This window comes from Leifsonia psychrotolerans, assembly GCF_013410665.1.
Lineage (GTDB): Bacteria > Actinomycetota > Actinomycetes > Actinomycetales > Microbacteriaceae > Cryobacterium > Cryobacterium psychrotolerans_A.
Genome location: NZ_JACCFM010000001.1, coordinates 717,038 through 733,887, shown reverse-complemented (window position 1 = coordinate 733,887; position 16,850 = coordinate 717,038). Strand labels below are relative to the sequence as shown.

At 64.7% G+C, this 16,850-nt stretch carries 14 protein-coding genes; 3 read left to right on the top strand and 11 right to left on the bottom strand.

Annotation, left to right across the window (positions count from 1 at the left end; genetic code table 11):
* Nucleotides 1-12: 12 nt before the first annotated feature.
* Complete coding sequence (locus HNR05_RS03300) at nt 13-1,413, top strand: recombinase family protein (RefSeq protein WP_179577732.1); 1,401 nt, start codon at nt 13-15, stop codon at nt 1,411-1,413.
* Between the two features lie 165 nt (nt 1,414-1,578).
* Here HNR05_RS03300 and HNR05_RS03295 read toward each other — a convergent pair whose 3' ends face one another.
* A complete protein-coding gene (locus HNR05_RS03295; RefSeq protein WP_179577731.1) occupies nt 1,579-2,358 on the bottom strand; it encodes a rolling circle replication-associated protein in 780 nt (259 codons plus the stop codon).
* 438 nt (nt 2,359-2,796) lie between these two features.
* On the opposite strand from HNR05_RS03295, the gene HNR05_RS03290 reads away from it, so the two are divergent.
* Nucleotides 2,797-3,504 carry a TIGR02391 family protein gene (locus tag HNR05_RS03290; RefSeq protein WP_179577730.1) on the top strand — a complete coding sequence of 236 codons (708 nt, stop codon included), beginning with the start codon at nt 2,797-2,799 and terminating at the stop codon, nt 3,502-3,504.
* A 6-nt stretch (nt 3,505-3,510) separates the two neighbouring features.
* Here HNR05_RS03290 and HNR05_RS03285 read toward each other — a convergent pair whose 3' ends face one another.
* The 6 genes from HNR05_RS03285 to HNR05_RS17490 all read right to left on the bottom strand — a co-directional run bounded on the left by HNR05_RS03285 (nt 3,511) and on the right by HNR05_RS17490 (nt 12,174).
* Nucleotides 3,511-5,124 (bottom strand): HNH endonuclease signature motif containing protein, encoded by a 1,614-nt coding sequence (locus tag HNR05_RS03285; RefSeq protein WP_179577729.1) that lies wholly within the window; start codon nt 5,122-5,124, stop codon nt 3,511-3,513.
* A gap of 157 nt (nt 5,125-5,281) precedes the next feature.
* On the bottom strand, nt 5,282-5,572 hold the full coding sequence (locus HNR05_RS03280) for a hypothetical protein (protein ID WP_179577728.1): 291 nt from the start codon (nt 5,570-5,572) through the stop codon (nt 5,282-5,284).
* 208 nt (nt 5,573-5,780) lie between these two features.
* A complete protein-coding gene (locus HNR05_RS03275) occupies nt 5,781-8,237 on the bottom strand; it encodes a bifunctional lysylphosphatidylglycerol flippase/synthetase MprF (RefSeq protein WP_246318342.1) in 2,457 nt (818 codons plus the stop codon).
* On the bottom strand, nt 8,234-9,487 hold the full coding sequence (locus tag HNR05_RS03270; protein ID WP_179577727.1) for an alpha/beta hydrolase: 1,254 nt from the start codon (nt 9,485-9,487) through the stop codon (nt 8,234-8,236). Before HNR05_RS03270 ends, HNR05_RS03275 begins: the two co-directional genes overlap by 4 nt.
* Nucleotides 9,488-9,613: 126 nt before the next feature.
* Nucleotides 9,614-10,312: a response regulator gene (locus HNR05_RS03265; protein ID WP_425485098.1), complete on the bottom strand. Its 699-nt coding sequence runs from the start codon at nt 10,310-10,312 to the stop codon at nt 9,614-9,616.
* On the bottom strand, nt 10,312-12,174 hold the full coding sequence (locus HNR05_RS17490) for a sensor histidine kinase (protein ID WP_246318341.1): 1,863 nt from the start codon (nt 12,172-12,174) through the stop codon (nt 10,312-10,314). Before HNR05_RS17490 ends, HNR05_RS03265 begins: the two co-directional genes overlap by 1 nt.
* A gap of 170 nt (nt 12,175-12,344) precedes the next feature.
* Here HNR05_RS17490 and HNR05_RS03255 point away from each other — a divergent pair, with 170 nt between their 5' ends.
* Nucleotides 12,345-13,097 carry an SDR family oxidoreductase gene (locus tag HNR05_RS03255; RefSeq protein ID WP_179577725.1) on the top strand — a complete coding sequence of 251 codons (753 nt, stop codon included), beginning with the start codon at nt 12,345-12,347 and terminating at the stop codon, nt 13,095-13,097.
* A gap of 56 nt (nt 13,098-13,153) precedes the next feature.
* On the opposite strand, the gene era is transcribed toward HNR05_RS03255, so the two are convergent.
* From era to HNR05_RS03235, 4 genes are read right to left on the bottom strand one after another with little or no spacing between them, the layout of a single operon-like run.
* The gene (gene era / locus HNR05_RS03250) at nt 13,154-14,056 is read right to left on the bottom strand and encodes a GTPase Era (protein ID WP_179577724.1); all 903 of its coding nucleotides are present in this window, start codon (nt 14,054-14,056) and stop codon (nt 13,154-13,156) included.
* Nucleotides 14,040-15,368 (bottom strand): hemolysin family protein, encoded by a 1,329-nt coding sequence (locus tag HNR05_RS03245; protein ID WP_179577723.1) that lies wholly within the window; start codon nt 15,366-15,368, stop codon nt 14,040-14,042. Before HNR05_RS03245 ends, era begins: the two co-directional genes overlap by 17 nt.
* On the bottom strand, nt 15,368-15,832 hold the full coding sequence (gene ybeY, locus HNR05_RS03240; protein WP_179577722.1) for an rRNA maturation RNase YbeY: 465 nt from the start codon (nt 15,830-15,832) through the stop codon (nt 15,368-15,370). Before ybeY ends, HNR05_RS03245 begins: the two co-directional genes overlap by 1 nt.
* Complete coding sequence (locus HNR05_RS03235; protein ID WP_246318482.1) at nt 15,829-16,845, bottom strand: PhoH family protein; 1,017 nt, start codon at nt 16,843-16,845, stop codon at nt 15,829-15,831. Before HNR05_RS03235 ends, ybeY begins: the two co-directional genes overlap by 4 nt.
* Nucleotides 16,846-16,850: the final 5 nt, after the last annotated feature.

Sequence of the window (16,850 nt, the reverse complement as noted above, 5' to 3'; positions counted from 1 at the left end):
TAATATGACCGTATGACTGAGCCTCGCAATGCTGCGATCTACGCCCGCATCTCCTCCGACCCGACCGGGCAAGCACTCGGTATCAGCCGTCAACTCGAGGACTGCCGACGTTTGGCACATGAGCGGGGCTGGACGGTTGCCGAGGAGTACGTCGACAACGACATTTCTGCCTACTCCGGCAAGAGCCGTCCAGCGTATCACCGGATGGTTTCGGACATTCAAGCCGGTGCACGGGATGCGGTGATCGTCTACAACCTGGACCGGCTGACCCGCCGCCCGGTCGAACTCGAGCAGTTCGTCGAAGTCTGCGAGGGCGCCGGGTTGCGCCAGCTCGCGACGGTGACCGCCGATGTGGACTTGGGCAACGATGACGGTCTATTCATGGCCCGGATCTTTGCGGCATTCGCGGCGAAGGAATCCGGTCGGAAGTCGGAGCGCCTGCGCCGCAAGGCACGGCAGAACGCCGAAGCCGGAAAACCGGGCGGCGGCCCGAACCGCCCGTTCGGGTACGAGGCCGACAAGATCACCGTGAACCCGGTCGAGGCCGAGCTGATTCAGCAAATTGTGCGCCGAGTCCTGGCCGGAGAATCAATCCGGTCGATTGCGACCTGGTTGGACGCGGAACGCATTCCGACCAGCGCCGGCGCGGAGTGGCGCACGAGCACGGTGCGCATGATCCTAAAGTCCCCGCGGATTGCCGGCCTGCGCTCCCATCTCGGGGAAGTGGTCGGACCGGCCATCTGGGATCCGATCATCACTGTGGAGCAGCGTCAACAGCTCTTGAACGTGCTCGCGGCCAAGATCGCAACGGGGCGACGCACCCCGCGCAGCTACCTCCTCAGCGGGATGCTCCGCTGCGGCAAATGCGGAGGCCGACTCTTCTCCTCTCCGCGGGAGTTCGAGCGCCGCTACGTGTGCCTGTCGGGGCCGGATCATCGCGGCTGCGGCGGCGTCACGGTGACGGCCCCACCGGTAGAGGAATGGATCGCCGCCGCCGTGCTCTACCGGCTGGACACACCACAGATGGGCGACACCCTCACCGGCAGGCTTGCCAATGATGCCCGGCACAGCGAACTACTCGAGCAGCTGGACCGCGACCAAGCAAAACTGACCGAACTAGCGGAGATGTGGGCGGACGGCGAGATCTCCCGCGCTGAGTGGAAGGCAGCCCGGGAGCCCCTCGATCACCGCATCAAAACCACCGACCGGCAGCTCTCCCAGATCACCGGAACGACAGCACTGGAAGGGATCGTCGGCCACGGCCAGGAATTACGCGAACGGTGGGATGAGATGAACCTGGAACGGCAGGCCGCGATCGTCGCCGCCGTGCTCGATCATGCGGTGATCAATCCAGCGGTGGTCAAGGGTGGGAAGTTCAATCCGAACCGGATCGTGCCCGTCTGGAACCTGTGAGGCCCGGCACCCCGGCTCGCCCCTCCGGGGCACGCGCCGGGGCCCCGGACCCCAACAGGGTCCCCACCCGGCCCACAACGGCGGCATCGGCCACGAACACCGGCACCCCTTGAGCCGCGCAGGTTCTCTCGACCCACGCCCGCACCGCATCCAGGTCAAGTCCCATCATCGACCCCACTGCGCCCAAATTGCCGGGGCACCCTGCCAATCGGCGTTCTCCGCCGACGACCACCGCGTGAGCGGGGCACTACTCATCAGCTCGGACGCTTCCGCGATCACCGCATCCGAGGACGAGGCGGACAGGCGCATCACCTCCGGCTGAAACCCTTGAGCCACGTCATAGCGGTGCAAGCCCAGATCCCGCACGGTCGGATCGGCGAATGTTTTTGCAACGTACTTCGACAGATACCCCGCCGCGCGCCGCGCCTGCGACAAGGAACCGGAGCCGACTGGGAGATCTCCGAGCAGCTTGATGTGCACAAAGCCATGCGGCCAGGAATCAACAATCAGCGAGCGTTTGATGAACCGTCCGACCGCGAAGTGCGCGTGCAGGCCGTGCCCGGACTTGTGCCACTCCGGCACCCACGCATAGGGCAATGCTGCCCCGCCCAACGCATCTCGTAGCTGGCGGAAGAATCCGGCAAGATGCTCACGCAGTTGCGCCGGGTCATGATTGCCCGCACCCGCGTAGGTCAAGGTTCCCAAACGGTTCAGCCGGTTCGCCGCGCAATACCGGCGCAGACGCGCTCGAGCCCTTCGCCCGGCCTCGGCAGCCGCGCGTTCCGGATCCCGCGCCGAGCCGGGAGCAACATACTCCGGCACTCGGCGTACCGAGTACTGGAATGACCCGCCGCCCTCTCCGGAATCCGGATAGAGACTGAAATGCCATCCGGCATCCGGGCGCACAAGAGTTCGCAGATATGACTGTGAGGAGTTGGGAAGCATAAGGGACCAGTGCTCGAAGCCGACAGGGACCACCGAAGGGCCGTCGACAACAGCAGGACCGACGCGCGCTTCAGCACCCGGATTTCAACCGGGTCTGGCCTCTAGTCGTTTCAATTCGAGCGGGGACACTGGCCTTCTAGCGCCGCTCAACCTCACTGAGGTCCCAGGTATCTATAGAGAATCTAATTTATGCAACGCCTCAAGCGCCGCGTCCTTATGTATAAAACATTCATACCGGAAGCCGTGCAGCGTTGTCATTCGTTCCCAGCATCTTCCAAGCTGCCGCGGTTCCGACGGCCTGTGGCCGTCGAAACCTTGCCTTCGGATCGCGCTACCGCGCTCCCAAGTTATGTTGCAGATTCAAGTAAAGGCGCGCCCGCCGGGCGCGACACGGGTGGGAATAGATTCTCGCGGTCGATAGACCGATAGCGTGCTGTCATGGACGTTGACTGGGCCTTGAAACAGCTTGACCTGTATCTGTCGCTGCACGAACGAGTGCCGCTCCCACCGGAAGAGGTCAAGCCGAATAAGAAGACCCGGCTGCGGGGGTCGGTCGAGGAGCGCAGCAACGCTCAAAACTCAGTGCTGGCTATCGCCGAAGTCATCGACCGTGAGCGCCCACGCTGGGCTGGAGAATCTCTCGTCAGACGCCTGATCTGGGAACTGACCGAGGGCGACGAGGCGCGAGAAAAACTGGGCGCAGAGGGCGACCCTCCACCGCTTGTCGAGGGCAAGTCCCTTCACCCATGGGTATGGGAAGCAGCGAGACCGCATTGGACGAGTGGCAACCACGACGCTGCGGTGTGGGCTGCTGCCATCAACGTAAACTCCCGGTTGCAGCGCAAGGTCAACAGGAAGGAAATCGGAGAGGGCCAACTCGTGCGCGAGAGTTTTAGTCCCGAGTCCCCCAAACCAAACGTGCCGCGATTGCGATTGTGCGATCCGTCGAACGTCAGCCTCTTCAAGGACATGCATGTAGGCGCGGGGAACTTCGGACAGGGCCTTTTCTCAGCGGTACGAAATGTCGTCAACCACGTCGAGCCGGATGAACACAGCTTTAGGGACGCAGATGCCATCGAGGCGCTAGCCGCATTCAGTTTGCTCGCTCGCTGGATCGAGCGCGCTGAACTAGAGACCGTGTCTTAGGTCGTATTAGCGATTGACGCCGTTGTCGACTTCGGTGACGCCGCCTTTGCTCCAGGGGATCACGTGATGAAATTCGAGCCACTGTGCGGGGGCATCGCAGCCGGGAACGCCGCAGCCGCCGTCGCGTGCGAGGATCGCCCGGCGTTGGGCACGGTTGAACAGTCGTTGCGGATCGGTCAGCGTCAGAACCTCACCGTTCGGACCGAACAGAACCGTTTGGGTCCCTCCGGCACACATCATCTGATCGACCGTGCGAAGCGAGATGGGGGCGTCGACGCCGTCGATCCAGCCGACACCGCGCCCGGCTTCAATATCGTTCACGTTCACATGCACCACCACCGTCGGCGGTGCACCACCAATGCTGGGGGTGTTATCGGCTTGGGCCAGCTGGGTGAACATGCCGCGCAGAATATCGGCCCGCTTCTCACCGGCGGTACGGGTGTCGACGTCATCGAACTCATGCCCGGCCGACCCGGGAAGAAGAGCCTCGGCTGAGGCTGGACCCTGGCCGTGGTCGTCATGGTCGTGGTCGTGGTCGTGGTCATGGTCATGGTCGTCGTGTTCATCGCAGTCGTGCTCGTGGTCGTGTCCGTCGGGACCGTCGTGGGCATCCTGCTCGGCGCGGTCGTCGTGCTCGGAGCGGTCGTGCTCGCGGCCGTGCTCGCGGCCGTGCTCGCGGCCGTGCTCGTCGTTCAGGTTGTGGTCGTCGTTCAGGTCTTGTCCGTCTAGCTCGGCGCGGTCGTCGCGTGCCTGGTCGCGGGCTTGTTCGGCGGCGGTCGGGAATGCGGGGGTTTTGCGGGCCGCGATGAACGCGTCGAAGGTGAGGTTCATGATTCCGTAGAGATCAGGAGTCACCCCGCCCCGCACCGGGTAGATGCCGTCTTTGAAGCGGCCGAAACTGATCGTGCTCGTCGCCTCAACCTCAGTCTCATTCGGCGCCACCCCGTCGGGGTCCAGCGCCGCCTGCCACTGCAACATCTGCACCCGCAGTGAGTCCGCCGAGAACGCAAAGCCCGCGCCCGGCTCACCCTCATTCTCGGCCGTGATCGTGCCCGTCGCCGCAGACACCAGAGCGCGTTCCGCAGCCGCAAGATCATCGGGGGCAACGCGCGGGGAGATCTCGGCCAGACCGGACATGATCACCTCCGCCGCATCCACCCCCAGCAACCCCGAAGCGACCGCGGCACCCACCGTGGGGAACAGCGCCGGGATGATCGTTCCGACGTGCTGCGTGTCCCGCATTCGCAGACCGAGGGCGCTACGGCGTTTCGCTTCCCGGCCGGAAATGCGGGTGACCCGGGTGATCAGGTCGATGCCACTCGTGCAGCCCCGCTTCGCCGCGAGGGAGTCCCGGCCCAGCCACCGGCCGGAGCGTTCCTCGACCGTCGCCGCCACAGCCACCCGTCCCGCATCAACCAGCCGGCCCACGCCTTCGAACGCACCGAGCACACCGAGCAGGTCGTCGTCGGTGAACCGGTCAGGGCTGACCGTGCCGAGCACCGCCAGAGAAGAGCGGGCCTGTTCGACCGCCGCCAGCACCATGGCCGCGGTCGGTGCCGACGTACCCGGGGCGGGTGTCGGCTCCGGGGCGGAGACGGTGGGTGGGGAAGTGATTGACATAGCTCCATTCTCCCAAAGAACGAACATGATTACGAGCTTTTCTCAGTATCAGTGCATAACTTCTAGTACCTGTGTCTGTGGAGGGATCGAGAACTTGAACCGGCCGGAACCGCGGGCATGGTCTCGAGGGTGGCTCACGGGATCTCGACGAGCTCGATCAGCGGGGTGGCTCGATCGGCGGGAGGGGTGCGGGGCGATCACCGAGCCGTGGGTCGAGCTTGTCGAGACCTCGCGCCGCGGTCTCGAGGATGGCTCGCGGGATCTCGACAGGCTCGATCAGCGGGGTGCGGTCGATCAGCGGGGTGGGGTCGATCAGCGGGGTGGGGTCGATCGGCGGGGTGGGGTCGATCAGCGGGGCGGGGTCGATCGGCGGGGCGGGGTCGATCGGCGGGAGGGGTGCGGGGCGATCACCGAGCCGTGGGTCGAGCTTGTCGAGACCTCGGTCCACGGTCTCGAGGATGGCTCGCGGGATCTCGACAGGCTCGATCAGCGGGGTGGGGTCGATCGGCGGGGTGGGCTCGATCAGCGGGAGGGGAGCTCAATCAGCGGGAGGGGAGCTCAATCAGCGAAGGGTCGGGGCCGACCGAGGGCGGCTGGTCGGGGCCGACCGCGGGCGGCTGGTCGGGCTCGCCGACCGGCGAACCCACAGGCACCAGTTAGCCGAGACCACGCACGAAGGCGAGCGCTTCTCGCACCGACAGATCCGGGAGATAGGCCCGCGCCAACGCGACACCGATCGCGGGCAAAGCGACAGGCTCGGGGTAGGCCATGAACAAGGGCTGGAATTCGGGCTGGAATTTACGTTTGAAAGCGAGCAGAGAGTGAAATCCGTAGACCGGCTCGAGCACCCGCCCGACGAAGTCGAGCAGACGGCCAGGAAGCTCTTCGGTGTGAGCGAGCGGCGCGGCCGAAAGACTCAAAAACTCGATCTCCGGCCGTTCGCTCATCATGCGGGCGGTCTGCGCAATCAAGAACTCCATCACTCCGTTCATGCTGTCCGGGCGACGGCGCATGAAGTCGAGGGTCCACCCGACGATGACGCCCTCGCGGTAGCTCGGCATCCAGCTCGTCACGGCGTGTACGCGGTCGTCGGCGTCAACGGCCAGCATCAGCCGAACGTCCGGATCGCGCAGCTCGTCGATGCCGCCCAGCGTGAAGCCGAGCTCCGGCAGTCCCTTCTCCTGCACCCACTGCTCTGAAATCTCGGCGATCTGTAGCGATTCCAGCACCGGCAGCGCTCGATAGCTCGTCCATTCGGCCCGCACCCCCGCGCGGTCGGCGCGGTTGATTGACGAGCGGATGTCCTGCCACTTCTTGCCCGTCGTATCCCAGAGTCGCGGCCGCAATACCGTCTCCTCCCCCACGCTCATTGTCTGCCAGCCCATTTCGGCGAACAGGCCCTGCCACCGTTCGTGCAGGCTGTAAAAGACGGGAATCCAACCGTGGTCGTCGCACATCGTGGCGAACTCGGCTATGGCCTCCGGAACATCCGTGTCGGGCCCGATTGGATCGCTCGTCGTGATGGCCACGTCGTTCACCACCCGATAGGCGATCATGGTCGTTCCGGAGGGAGCGAACCAATACGAGTTGCCCGCCCAGGTCGCGAGGTAGGCGAGGGATCCACCGCCGCCCGCCTCGAGAAGAGTGCGCAGCGTGCGGGCGTGCTCGGGATTCGCCCCGACCGGCGCCGCGCGCAGACAGAGGATGGCGCCCACGATCACGACGATCCAGAACACCGGGCCGACCCAGTGGTAGAGCGTGCCCGTGAGCCAATTCGTCGGCAGAAACGAGACCCGTTCGATACGCAAAAAGCCGACGGGTATGAAACGTTCCGGCACATCCGCGAGAAGGTCGAGAAAACTCGGTTGCGGGCTGAACCCGCTGCGCAGCAGGCCGCCAAGTCCGACGTAGACGGTCGAGAGCACCAGCAGCGTCGCCGCGGCCGTCAGGGCGAACCGGCGCGGCCCGCCCGGGCGACTCCGCACGGGGAACTGCTTCAGGTTCAGCACGAGTACGACGGCGGTGGCGGCCGGAACGAGCACCGAGACGACGAGGGTGAGAGCGATCTCCCAGTAGCGCGTGGCATGCGGATGCCAGACGAACGACTGACCACTGATGGGGAGCAAACCGTAGTACCAGGCTCCGAGCGCGGCCAGTCCGAGGTTCACACCAATCGCCAACCAGGCCGCGAACCGCCTTCCCCGTGACAGACCGTACGCGGCGACGAGCAGAACGAGCAGCGGCAACAGGCTGACCAGCACCGGGCCGACACCGCCGAGGCGTTCGAGCGTCAGCTCGTGCACACACTGCAGGGTGACGTCGCCGAAGAGGCAGCGGTCCCGTTCGATGCCGGCGCCCGAGAAGTCGGGATTGAAGAGCAGCCCGAGGGGCGCCAGAATCCCGAAGCGACCGCCCGAGAAGCTGGTCACGACGGGTCCGAGGGCGAGAACGCCGACGACGGCCGCGAGCAGGGTGCGGGTCTCGTGATGTGAGCTCCGACGCCACATGAATCTGACCGGGCGTGGCTGAAAAGCGAAACCGAGTCCCCACCCTGCTAACGCCGCGACCAGGCGATACAGATCGGCGGGTTGGCCGGAGTAGAGCACCAGCATGAGCACACTGGCGAGGGTGACGACCCGGATGCGGCGTCGCCAGAGTGGGCCGGCAAAGCAGCTGGCCGCCATGATGCTGCCGGTAATGGGCGTCAGCGGGTCGATCACCCACAGGCCACGCACATGCTGTGACCACAGCTCTCCGCCGGCCACACCGACGCTCTGCAGGAGAATGCCGATGCCGGGGCCGAGAACCGCGGTTGTCACGAAGGCCACGACCGTGCGCGCACTCCCCATGAGACGTTCGGCGGAGCCCAGAACGAGCACTGCGGCAACCAGGACGACCACCAGTTGGGCGCTGCCGGCGGTGAAGAACACCGAACCAAGCGGTGACCACCAGCGGCCGAGGTGCACGACAGAGTCGTAGCCGGTTCCGACGAGGAGGTGAATTCGCCCGGCCGGCATCCGCACGGCGTCGGCGATGAATGCCGTGACCAGAATCAGTGCGGCGTACCCGAGCGCGAACGGTTGGCGTTCAGCCAGCCTGAGGACTCCTTTCATCGCGCAGCCAGGCCGAGATCTGCCGCGACGAGCGGGATCGTGTTCGTGAAGGCCCAGGTGACGGTATGCCAGTCGTGCGCGGTCCCCGGCGACACAAGCAGTGTGGATTCCACACCGGCCCGGGTTGCGCTGGAGGCGAGGATCTCGGACCACGGCAGGTAACGATCATCATTCCCGCCCACCACGAAAATGGCCTTCATGCCGTGATAGGGCGCGTGGGCCAACAGGATCGCCGAGGGCGCAGCGGCAGCGAAGGCCGCAGCATCCCCGCCAAAGCCCGCCGTGATGGTGTTGCGCAATGTGCCGTTTTGCGGAACCAGTTCAGATGAGATGGCGAGAATGGTTCCGTAGAGTTCCGGATGCGCCGGGCCGAGTTGCATCGAGCAGGTCGCGCCCTGCGAGAATCCCCCAATGGCCCACCCGTCGGGCTCGGCCGACACCCGAAAGTGGGCGCGGATCCAGTGGGGTACATCCACGGTCAGGTAGCTCGCCGAGTTGCCGAGCGGCGAATCGAGACACATCGGGTTGCGCTCGGGCGAGCCGAGCTGGTCAGGCACCACGACGATGGGCGCGTAGCCGTTGTGGCTTTGCGCATACTCGTCGAGCACCGTGGCCAAGTGACCCGACGAAAAGAGGTCGACCGGGCCACCGGGTTGACCCGACATCAGCTCCATCACCGGCAAAATCGGAGGGTCGGCCCGACGGGCCACCGGGGGCAGATAGACAAGCGCCTGACGGGCGTCGAAGTGCGACGTGGAGGCGGGAATCGTGACGGTGCCGACAGTGCCGTGACTCAGGTCGGGATGCGCAACCGTCGAGGTGTCAAGGGCTGGATAGAGCGGCAGCCCGAGCGCACTGCGCACGGTCGTGAAGGCCCCGAAATCCGCGTTGATGCCCAATGCCGCAGTGAGTATGAAGAGCGGAATTGCGATGAGTGCGATGATCTTTCGCCGCCACCGACTGCGGAACAGATTGGTGACCGCCAACGCAACTCCGGCGACGCAGACACTCACCCACAGTCGCGTGACCACAGAAAGCGAGATTCCGTAGACGTTCCAGACGTCGCTGATCAGCCAGGCCAGCATCCACCCGAGAAGCAGAGCGACCAGCACCACGAGAGTCGTGATGAGCGCACCGCGCAACGGCCGTCGGCGCAGCAGCAGCACCAGACAGAACACGCTGGCACCCGCATACAACCCGACGAGCAGCGGCCCGCCGACGATGTCGGCGTTCAGCAGTGGATTGTTCATCGATCCTCCGCTGCTACTCTCACACCTCCGCGCCGACTACAGGGCTCAGGCGACAGGTTCTGAGCGAGGATTCAGGGTAGCCTGACCGACGCCCAGGAGACGCTCAGCGAATTCACGACTCCCGTCTCAGTCGACGGAACGGGCGCCGTCCTTGTGGGTCAAACGATGTTGAAAGGCGAACACCACGAGCTGAACGCGGTCACGCAGCGTGAGCTTGGACAGGATGCGACTGATGTGTGTTTTCACCGTGGCCTCGGAAAGAAATTCCCCCGCCGCGATCTCTGAGTTGCTCAGACCGCGCGCGGCAAGCTCGAAGATCTCCCGTTCACGACCGGTGAGTGTGTGGAACGCCGCGGGAACCGGTTCGTGAAGGGCTTGGCGCCGCTCGAAGTGCTCAAATAGCTCGCGGGTGGCCGACGCCGCGATCACCGAGCTGCCGGCATGTACCGTGCGAATTGAGGCGAGCAGAAACTCGGGGTCGGCATCCTTGAGTAGAAATCCGCTGGCACCGCCCCGAATGGCTTTCGTCGCGCTCTCGTCGAGATCGAATGTGGTGAGCACGACAATGCGCGGCGGGGTTTCGCCCCGCGCATCGGCCCCGGCCAGGATCAGTTCGGTGGCACGGATGCCATCCATCACGGGCATTCGGATGTCCATCAGAATCACATCAGGCCGTTTCTCGGCCGCCATCTGCACGCCTTCGGAACCGTTACCGGCCTCACCGACGAATTCAAGGTCGGGTTGCGACGAGACGAGCATCCGAATTCCCGCTCGGAAGAGCGCCTGATCATCGACCAGGGCGACGCGGATCGTGGGTGGTGTCATCATGCGTGTGGCCTCCCAGCCGGAAGTGTGGCGGTCACCAGAAAGCGGCGGTTCACACTCTCGGTGGTGAGTGTGCCTCCCGCCAGCACGGCGCGTTCCCGCATGCCGGGCACGCCGTGGCCGACAGCCCCGTGGTCCATTGCCGTGTCCCGCACGGCATTTTCGACGGTCACGACCAGCTCAGTCGGCTCCCAGCTGAGCTCGAGGCGGACGCGGTGGTCTGGATCACCATGGCGCAGCGCGTTGGTGAGCGCCTCCTGGATGATGCGGTACACGGCCAACTGGGCACCGGAGCCCAGCGCGAACGGTGTTCCCGAGTTGCGCCAGACCACGCTCAGCCCCGTGCCCCGCATCTGCTCGATCAGGCGGCCCAGGTCTGCCAGCACCGGCTGAGGACCGCTCGACTGCTCCTGGCGGAGTTGGGTGAGCAGGATGCGCACGTCGGCCAACGCCTCTCGGGCGGTGAGCGAGATGGTGCTGAGCGCAGAGTCGACGGCGGCCGGATCGGTCGCCCGTGCATACCGGGCGCCATCCGACTGGGCAATGACGACAGCGAGAGAATGGGCGACAACGTCATGCATATCACGGGCGATACGGTTGCGCTCCTGCTCGACCACCACGGTGCGTTCGGCGGCACGCTGGTCGTCGACGGCCCGGGCCTCCTGTCGACGGCTCTGTCTGGCGTTATGCCAGGTACGCACGAGCAGTCCGAGCGTCCACGAGAGGCCGAGCACGGCCAGGCAGGCGATGAAATACAACGCGATTTGACTTGCTATACGCCCGAGCACGCCCGGTGCCACTCCGGCGAAAGCCAACTCGGCCAGGCCGACTGAGGGAAACTCCCCCGAGTTGACGAGCACCAAATACGCTGAGGCAACGAGCGCGCCCACACCCACCGAGGCCAGACCCACCCACTTCAGGATGCGTCCCCCGTAGGCCGCCGTTGCATAGAGCACCGCCAGAATTACGACGTTGGCCGTGAGCGTGTCGAGGCCAAAGCCCATCTGCAGCAGTGCGGTCGCCCACGCAATCATCAGTGCGGCGGATGGTGACAGGCGCCGCACACTCAGGGCGGCCCCGAACCCGAGCACCACGACGGTCTCACCGACTGAACTATTGCTTGAGGAGACGAAACCGAGCAGCACGAAGAGAACCGCGATCAGAGCGTCTGCGGCGAACTGGCGCATGGTCAATTGACGAACCCAGCGGGACGGACCGACGGGAAGCAGGCTTTCTCCGCGAGAGGCCGTCTCGTCACGCCTCATCAGCCACCCCTCGAAACCGCTCAGGGGACGTTCGCCGGGTTGCGCTCGCCGCTCGGCGTGAATCTTGACGAGCAGTCCCGTCAGCCACGCACCGACGAGCAGCGCCCCAATCATCTGCAGGCCGACCGCGTGAATGCCGAGCACGATCATGGTGCCGAGCACCCCCGTCGAGCCGAGTAGGCCGGCAGAACCGAAGATTCCCCCGGAGGCCAGCAGACCGAAACCGACGATCGCCGACACGACGAAGGCTCCGGTCAGGCCGACACCCCGCGCAGCCCGAGAGCCGTAGGCGCTTGAGCCGAAGAAGACGAACAGTCCGACCAGGCACAGCGCCCAGGCCGGGTTGCCGAGCCCGGGCACGAGCTGGCCGGCGATCAGCATGAGGGAGAAGACCCCCGCGGCCAAGGCTCCACCGGGGAGAATGCGGGAAATTCCGAGTGCCGCGGCCAGCAGAATGATCGCGCTGAACGCACCGCGCTCCCCCGTCCAGAGCGCAACGAATGACCAGAGAAACAGGAAGGCGACTGCGGCGATGGGCTCAAACGCCCAGCGAAAACGCTGCACAAAGGGTTCCTCTGCGGCCATCGTTTCGCTCATCGTTCAAGAGTATGGTGCTTACTCCGATCGAACCGAGCCCCAGCCCCGATCTCGCTCGCACGGCGGCCGAAATCATCCGCTGGATGTACACCGACCGCGCTCCCACCCAACAGGCATATGCTGTCGTAAAGACAGTATATTTTTGACACACTCGTCGAAGGAGAACCACCATGTCAGCAGTACTCGAAAACAAGGTCGCCCTGGTCACCGCCGGTGGCGCAGGCATCGGGGCCGCAATCGCCCTGCGCCTGGCCGCCGACGGAGCCAGCGTTGTCGTGTCCGATGTGAACGACACGGCCGGCCAGAGCATCGTCGACCAGATTGTGGCGGCGGGCGGACAGGCCGCGTTCAAACACGCCAATGTCGCCGATGAGGCCGAGGTGAACGCTTTGATCGACTTCGCCGTCGCGACCTTCGGCGGCCTGCACTTGGCCGCCAACAACGCCGGAATCGGCGCCATGCCACACCGCATCGACCAGGTCACCGACGCCGAGTGGGACCGCACCATCGCGGTGACCCTGCGAGGCACCTACCTGTGCATGAAAGCGGAAGCGGCGCATTTCCTCGCCAACGGTGGCGGCAACATCGTCAATACGGCGTCCATCGCCGGATTGAAGGCCACCCCGAACCTCAGCCCGTATAGCGCAGCCAAGCACGGCGTCGTCGCGCTGACCCGCGGCACCGCACTGGAGTACGCCACCGACAACATCCGGGTCAACGCCGTCGCACCCGGCGCTATCGACACCGCGGCCCTGGCCGGACTGCCCGAGGCCGACAAGGCCATCTACACCGCGCAGGTACCGATGAAACGCCTCGGCCAGGCATCCGAGATCGCCAGCGCCGTCTCGTGGCTGCTTTCCGATCAGTCGAGCTTTGTCACCGGGGTGGTTCTTCCCGTCGATGGCGGAACGCTGAACGCCTAAATCGATCCAACGGTGGGCGGCTGCTTCTGCGGCCGCCCGCTCGTGTTTCTCCGCGCTTAGAAGCCCAGGCGACCCAGCTGCTTCGGGTCGCGCTGCCATTCCTTCGCGACCTTGACGCGCAGCGAGAGGAAAACTCGCTTGCCGACGAGCGGCTCGATCTGCTTGCGGGCACGCGCACCGACATCCTTCAGCCGACTACCGGCGTGACCGATGATGATGCCCTTCTGGCTGTCACGCTCGACGAAAAGGTTGGCGTAGATCTCGACCAGTTCCTGATCGTCGCGCTCGATGATGTCGTCGATTGTCACGGCGATCGAGTGGGGCAACTCGTCGGTGACCCCTTCAAGCGCGGCCTCACGGATGTACTCGGCGATGCGCGATTCGAGGCTCTCGTCGGTGACCGCGTCGGCGGGGTACAGCGGCGCCTCGCTGGTCGGCAGCAGACGCAACAGCTCGGTCGTCAACGTGTCGAGCTGAATGTGGCTGGTCGCCGAGATCGGCACGATCGCTTCCCAATCGCGCAGCTGTGACACGGCCAGAAGCTGGTTCGCAACACTCGTCTTCGATGACGCATCGATCTTGGTGACGATCGCCACCTTCTTGGCGCGCGGGAAGGCATCAAGCTGTTCGTTGATGAACTTGTCCCCCGGGCCGATTGGCTCGTTCGCGGGAATGCACAGGCCGATCACGTCGACGTCGCCGAGCGTAGCGGTGACGAGCGAGTTGAGACGCTCACCGAGCAAGGTGCGCGGGCGGTGGATGCCGGGTGTGTCGACCAGAATCAGCTGGCCGTTCTCCTGGTGCACAATGCCACGGATGGCGCGACGCGTGGTCTGCGGCTTCGACGACGTGATCGCCACCTTCTGCCCCACGAGCGCGTTGGTCAGTGTGGACTTGCCCACGTTCGGTCGTCCGACGAACGAGACGAAACCCGCGCGGTACTCATCTGCCTTGGCCATTGCCATTTACTCCTTCATCATCAGACGGAGCCAGGAATGCGGTCTGCGCATCGATCAAGGCTTCGTCTCGTTCTACCAGCACGGTGCTAATTCTTTTGCGACGACCCTCGGTGCGCTCGGCGGTGAGGATCAGCCCACTCATCGTTGCGACGGAGCCGGCCACCGGCAGACGCCCCAATGCCTTCGCCAGCAAGCCTCCGACGGAGTCGACGTCATCGTCATCAAGGTCGAGGTCAAACAATTCGCCGAGCTCATCGACGGCCAACCGCGCGTTCACCCGAAAGTGTCCATCGCCCAGGTCTTCGACCTCGACCACATCGCGGTCGTACTCATCTGAGATGTCGCCGACGAGTTCTTCGATCAGATCTTCCATCGTGACCAGTCCGGCAATTCCGCCGTACTCATCGACAACCATGGCCAGATGGTTTGACTCCGTCTGCATCTGCCGCAGCAGGGCATCCGCTTTCATCGATTCAGGCACGAATTGGGCCGGCCGGGCGAGCTCGTCGACCGTGAGAGCGTCTGCGTTGATCGGCCGCTCGTAGACGAGCTTGGCCACATCGCGCAAGTAGAGGATGCCGATGACATCGTCCACCTCGCCGGCCAACACCGGCATACGGGAGTTGCCCTTACTCAGGAACAGGCCCATTGCGGCACCGATCGTCGCTCTGGCGTCGATGGTGACCATGTCGGTGCGCGGCACCATGACCTCGCGCACGACGGTGTCGTTGAACTCGAAGATCGAGTGAATGAGCTCACGGTCGTCTTCTTCGAGCACGTCGTGCTCGGTTGCCTCGTCGACCATGCTGAGCAGTTGATCTTCCGACGTGAATGTCGTGAGGGCGGCCCGCCCGGGCGTGACCCGGTTGCCGAGGGCGACCAGTGCGTTGGCGATCGGTCCGAGCAGAAAACGCAGAAAGTGCACGAGCGGAGCCGTGAACGTGAGCAGTTGGCGCGGACGGGCCCGCCCGACGCTGCGCGGGCTGGCCCCGACGAGCACGAACGACACCGCGGTCATGATGAGTGCCGCGAGCAGCAGGGCGATCCACAATTCGTCAATCGCCGTTGCGAAGAACAACGTCACCAGCACGGCCGCGGTGGTCTCGGCGATGATTCGCATAAAGTTGATGGCGTTCAAATGCGCGCCGGTATCGTCGGCAATCGCCTCGAGCGACTTCTTCGAGCGCGACGTCTCGGCCATCTCCGCGATGTCGGCACGGGAGAGCGAGGTCACCGCGGCGTCGACGGCGGCCATGAGGCCACCAAAGGCGACCAACACGATTGCTGCGGCAAGAAACCAGCCGAGAAACATCAGTTGGCGCGTCTCTCCTGCATGGCGAAACCGATCAGAATTTCACGCTGAATCCCAAACATCTCTTTTTCTTCGTCGGGTTCTGCATGATCGAAGCCGAGCAGGTGCAGCACACCGTGTGTGGTGAGCAGCAGCAGTTCGTCGAGCGTCGAATGACCGGCCGTCACGGCTTGCTCCTGCGCAACCTGGGGGCACAACACGATGTCGCCAAGCAGCCCGGGCGGGGTCTCGGCCTCGGCTGTTCCCGGGCGCAGTTCATCCATCGGGAAGCTGAGCACATCGGTGGGACCCGGCTCGTCCATCCACTGCACGTGGAGCTGCTCCATTGCCCCCTCGTCGACCAAAACAATAGCGAGCTCGGCATCCGCATGCACGTGCATCGCGTCGAGGGCGAAGGCCGCGAGACGCAGAAGCGCGGCCTCGTCGACCGGGATGGCTGATTCGTTGTTGATTTCGATGCTCAACTCGGTCTCCGTTTCAGGTGGCGGTCGCCAGTACCGCGGGTTCGGCGTTCGGCACGGTCGGCGAATTCACGGGCCTGCTCGGCTTCGTAACGCTGCGCTTGCTTCTGTGCGTCATATTCGGTGTACGCATCGACGATGCGCCCCACCAGGGAATGCCTGACAACATCTGCGCTGGTCAGGCGTGAAAAATGGATGTCGTCGACGCCGTCGAGCACGCGCGTCACGAGACGCAGACCGCTCGCCCCGGCGGGCACATCGACCTGCGTGATGTCGCCGGTGACGACCATTTTCGAGCCGAAACCGAGTCGGGTGAGAAACATCTTCATCTGTTCGGGCGTCGTGTTCTGGGCTTCGTCGAGCACGACGAACGACGAGCTCAGGGTGCGGCCGCGCATGTACGCGAGCGGGGCGACCTCGATGGTGCCGGCCGCAAGCAGCTTGGGCACGAGCTCGGGATCCATCATCTCGTTGAGGGCGTCATAGAGCGGACGCAGGTACGGGTCGATCTTGTCGGTGAGGGTGCCGGGCAGAAAGCCCAGCCGTTCCCCCGCTTCGACGGCCGGACGCGTGAGAATAATGCGCTCGACCTCTTTGCGCTGCAAGGCCTGCACGGCTTTCGCCATCGCCAAATAGGTTTTACCGGTTCCGGCCGGTCCGATGCCGAACACGATGGTGTTCAGGTCGATCGCGTCGACATACTCTTTCTGGCCCGTCGTCTTCGGACGGATGCTCGTGCCGCGCGACGTGAGGATGGCCTGCCCGAGGAGGTCAGACAGGCTCTGCGAGGCATCGCTGCTCAGCATCCGTGCCGAGGCGGCCACCGCAGACTCACCGAACGGCTCACCGTGACGAATCATCAGCTGCAATTGGTCGATCAGGCGGCGCACGGCATCGGTGTCGCTCGCCGAACCGGTGAGGGTGATCTCGTTGCCGCGCACGTGAACACTGACGCCGGGATACTGCTTTTCGATGCTGCGAAGGAAGCGATCGTGCGGCCCCAGTAGTCGCACCATGGCGA

What these genes read in the sequence shown, in the direction of transcription:
- HNR05_RS03300 (WP_179577732.1), top strand. Translation starts at nt 13, where the DNA reads ATGACTGAGCCTCGCAATGCTGCGATCTACGCCCGCATCTCCTCCGAC.
- HNR05_RS03295 (WP_179577731.1), bottom strand. Translation starts at nt 2,358, where the DNA reads ATGCTTCCCAACTCCTCACAGTCATATCTGCGAACTCTTGTGCGCCCG.
- HNR05_RS03290 (WP_179577730.1), top strand. Translation starts at nt 2,797, where the DNA reads ATGGACGTTGACTGGGCCTTGAAACAGCTTGACCTGTATCTGTCGCTG.
- HNR05_RS03285 (WP_179577729.1), bottom strand. Translation starts at nt 5,124, where the DNA reads ATGTCAATCACTTCCCCACCCACCGTCTCCGCCCCGGAGCCGACACCC.
- HNR05_RS03275 (WP_246318342.1), bottom strand. Translation starts at nt 8,237, where the DNA reads ATGAAAGGAGTCCTCAGGCTGGCTGAACGCCAACCGTTCGCGCTCGGG.
- HNR05_RS03270 (WP_179577727.1), bottom strand. Translation starts at nt 9,487, where the DNA reads ATGAACAATCCACTGCTGAACGCCGACATCGTCGGCGGGCCGCTGCTC.
- HNR05_RS03265 (WP_425485098.1), bottom strand. Translation starts at nt 10,312, where the DNA reads ATGACACCACCCACGATCCGCGTCGCCCTGGTCGATGATCAGGCGCTC.
- HNR05_RS17490 (WP_246318341.1), bottom strand. Translation starts at nt 12,174, where the DNA reads ATGAGCGAAACGATGGCCGCAGAGGAACCCTTTGTGCAGCGTTTTCGC.
- HNR05_RS03255 (WP_179577725.1), top strand. Translation starts at nt 12,345, where the DNA reads ATGTCAGCAGTACTCGAAAACAAGGTCGCCCTGGTCACCGCCGGTGGC.
- era (WP_179577724.1), bottom strand. Translation starts at nt 14,056, where the DNA reads ATGGCCAAGGCAGATGAGTACCGCGCGGGTTTCGTCTCGTTCGTCGGA.
- HNR05_RS03245 (WP_179577723.1), bottom strand. Translation starts at nt 15,368, where the DNA reads ATGTTTCTCGGCTGGTTTCTTGCCGCAGCAATCGTGTTGGTCGCCTTT.
- HNR05_RS03235 (WP_246318482.1), bottom strand. Translation starts at nt 16,845, where the DNA reads ATGGTGCGACTACTGGGGCCGCACGATCGCTTCCTTCGCAGCATCGAA.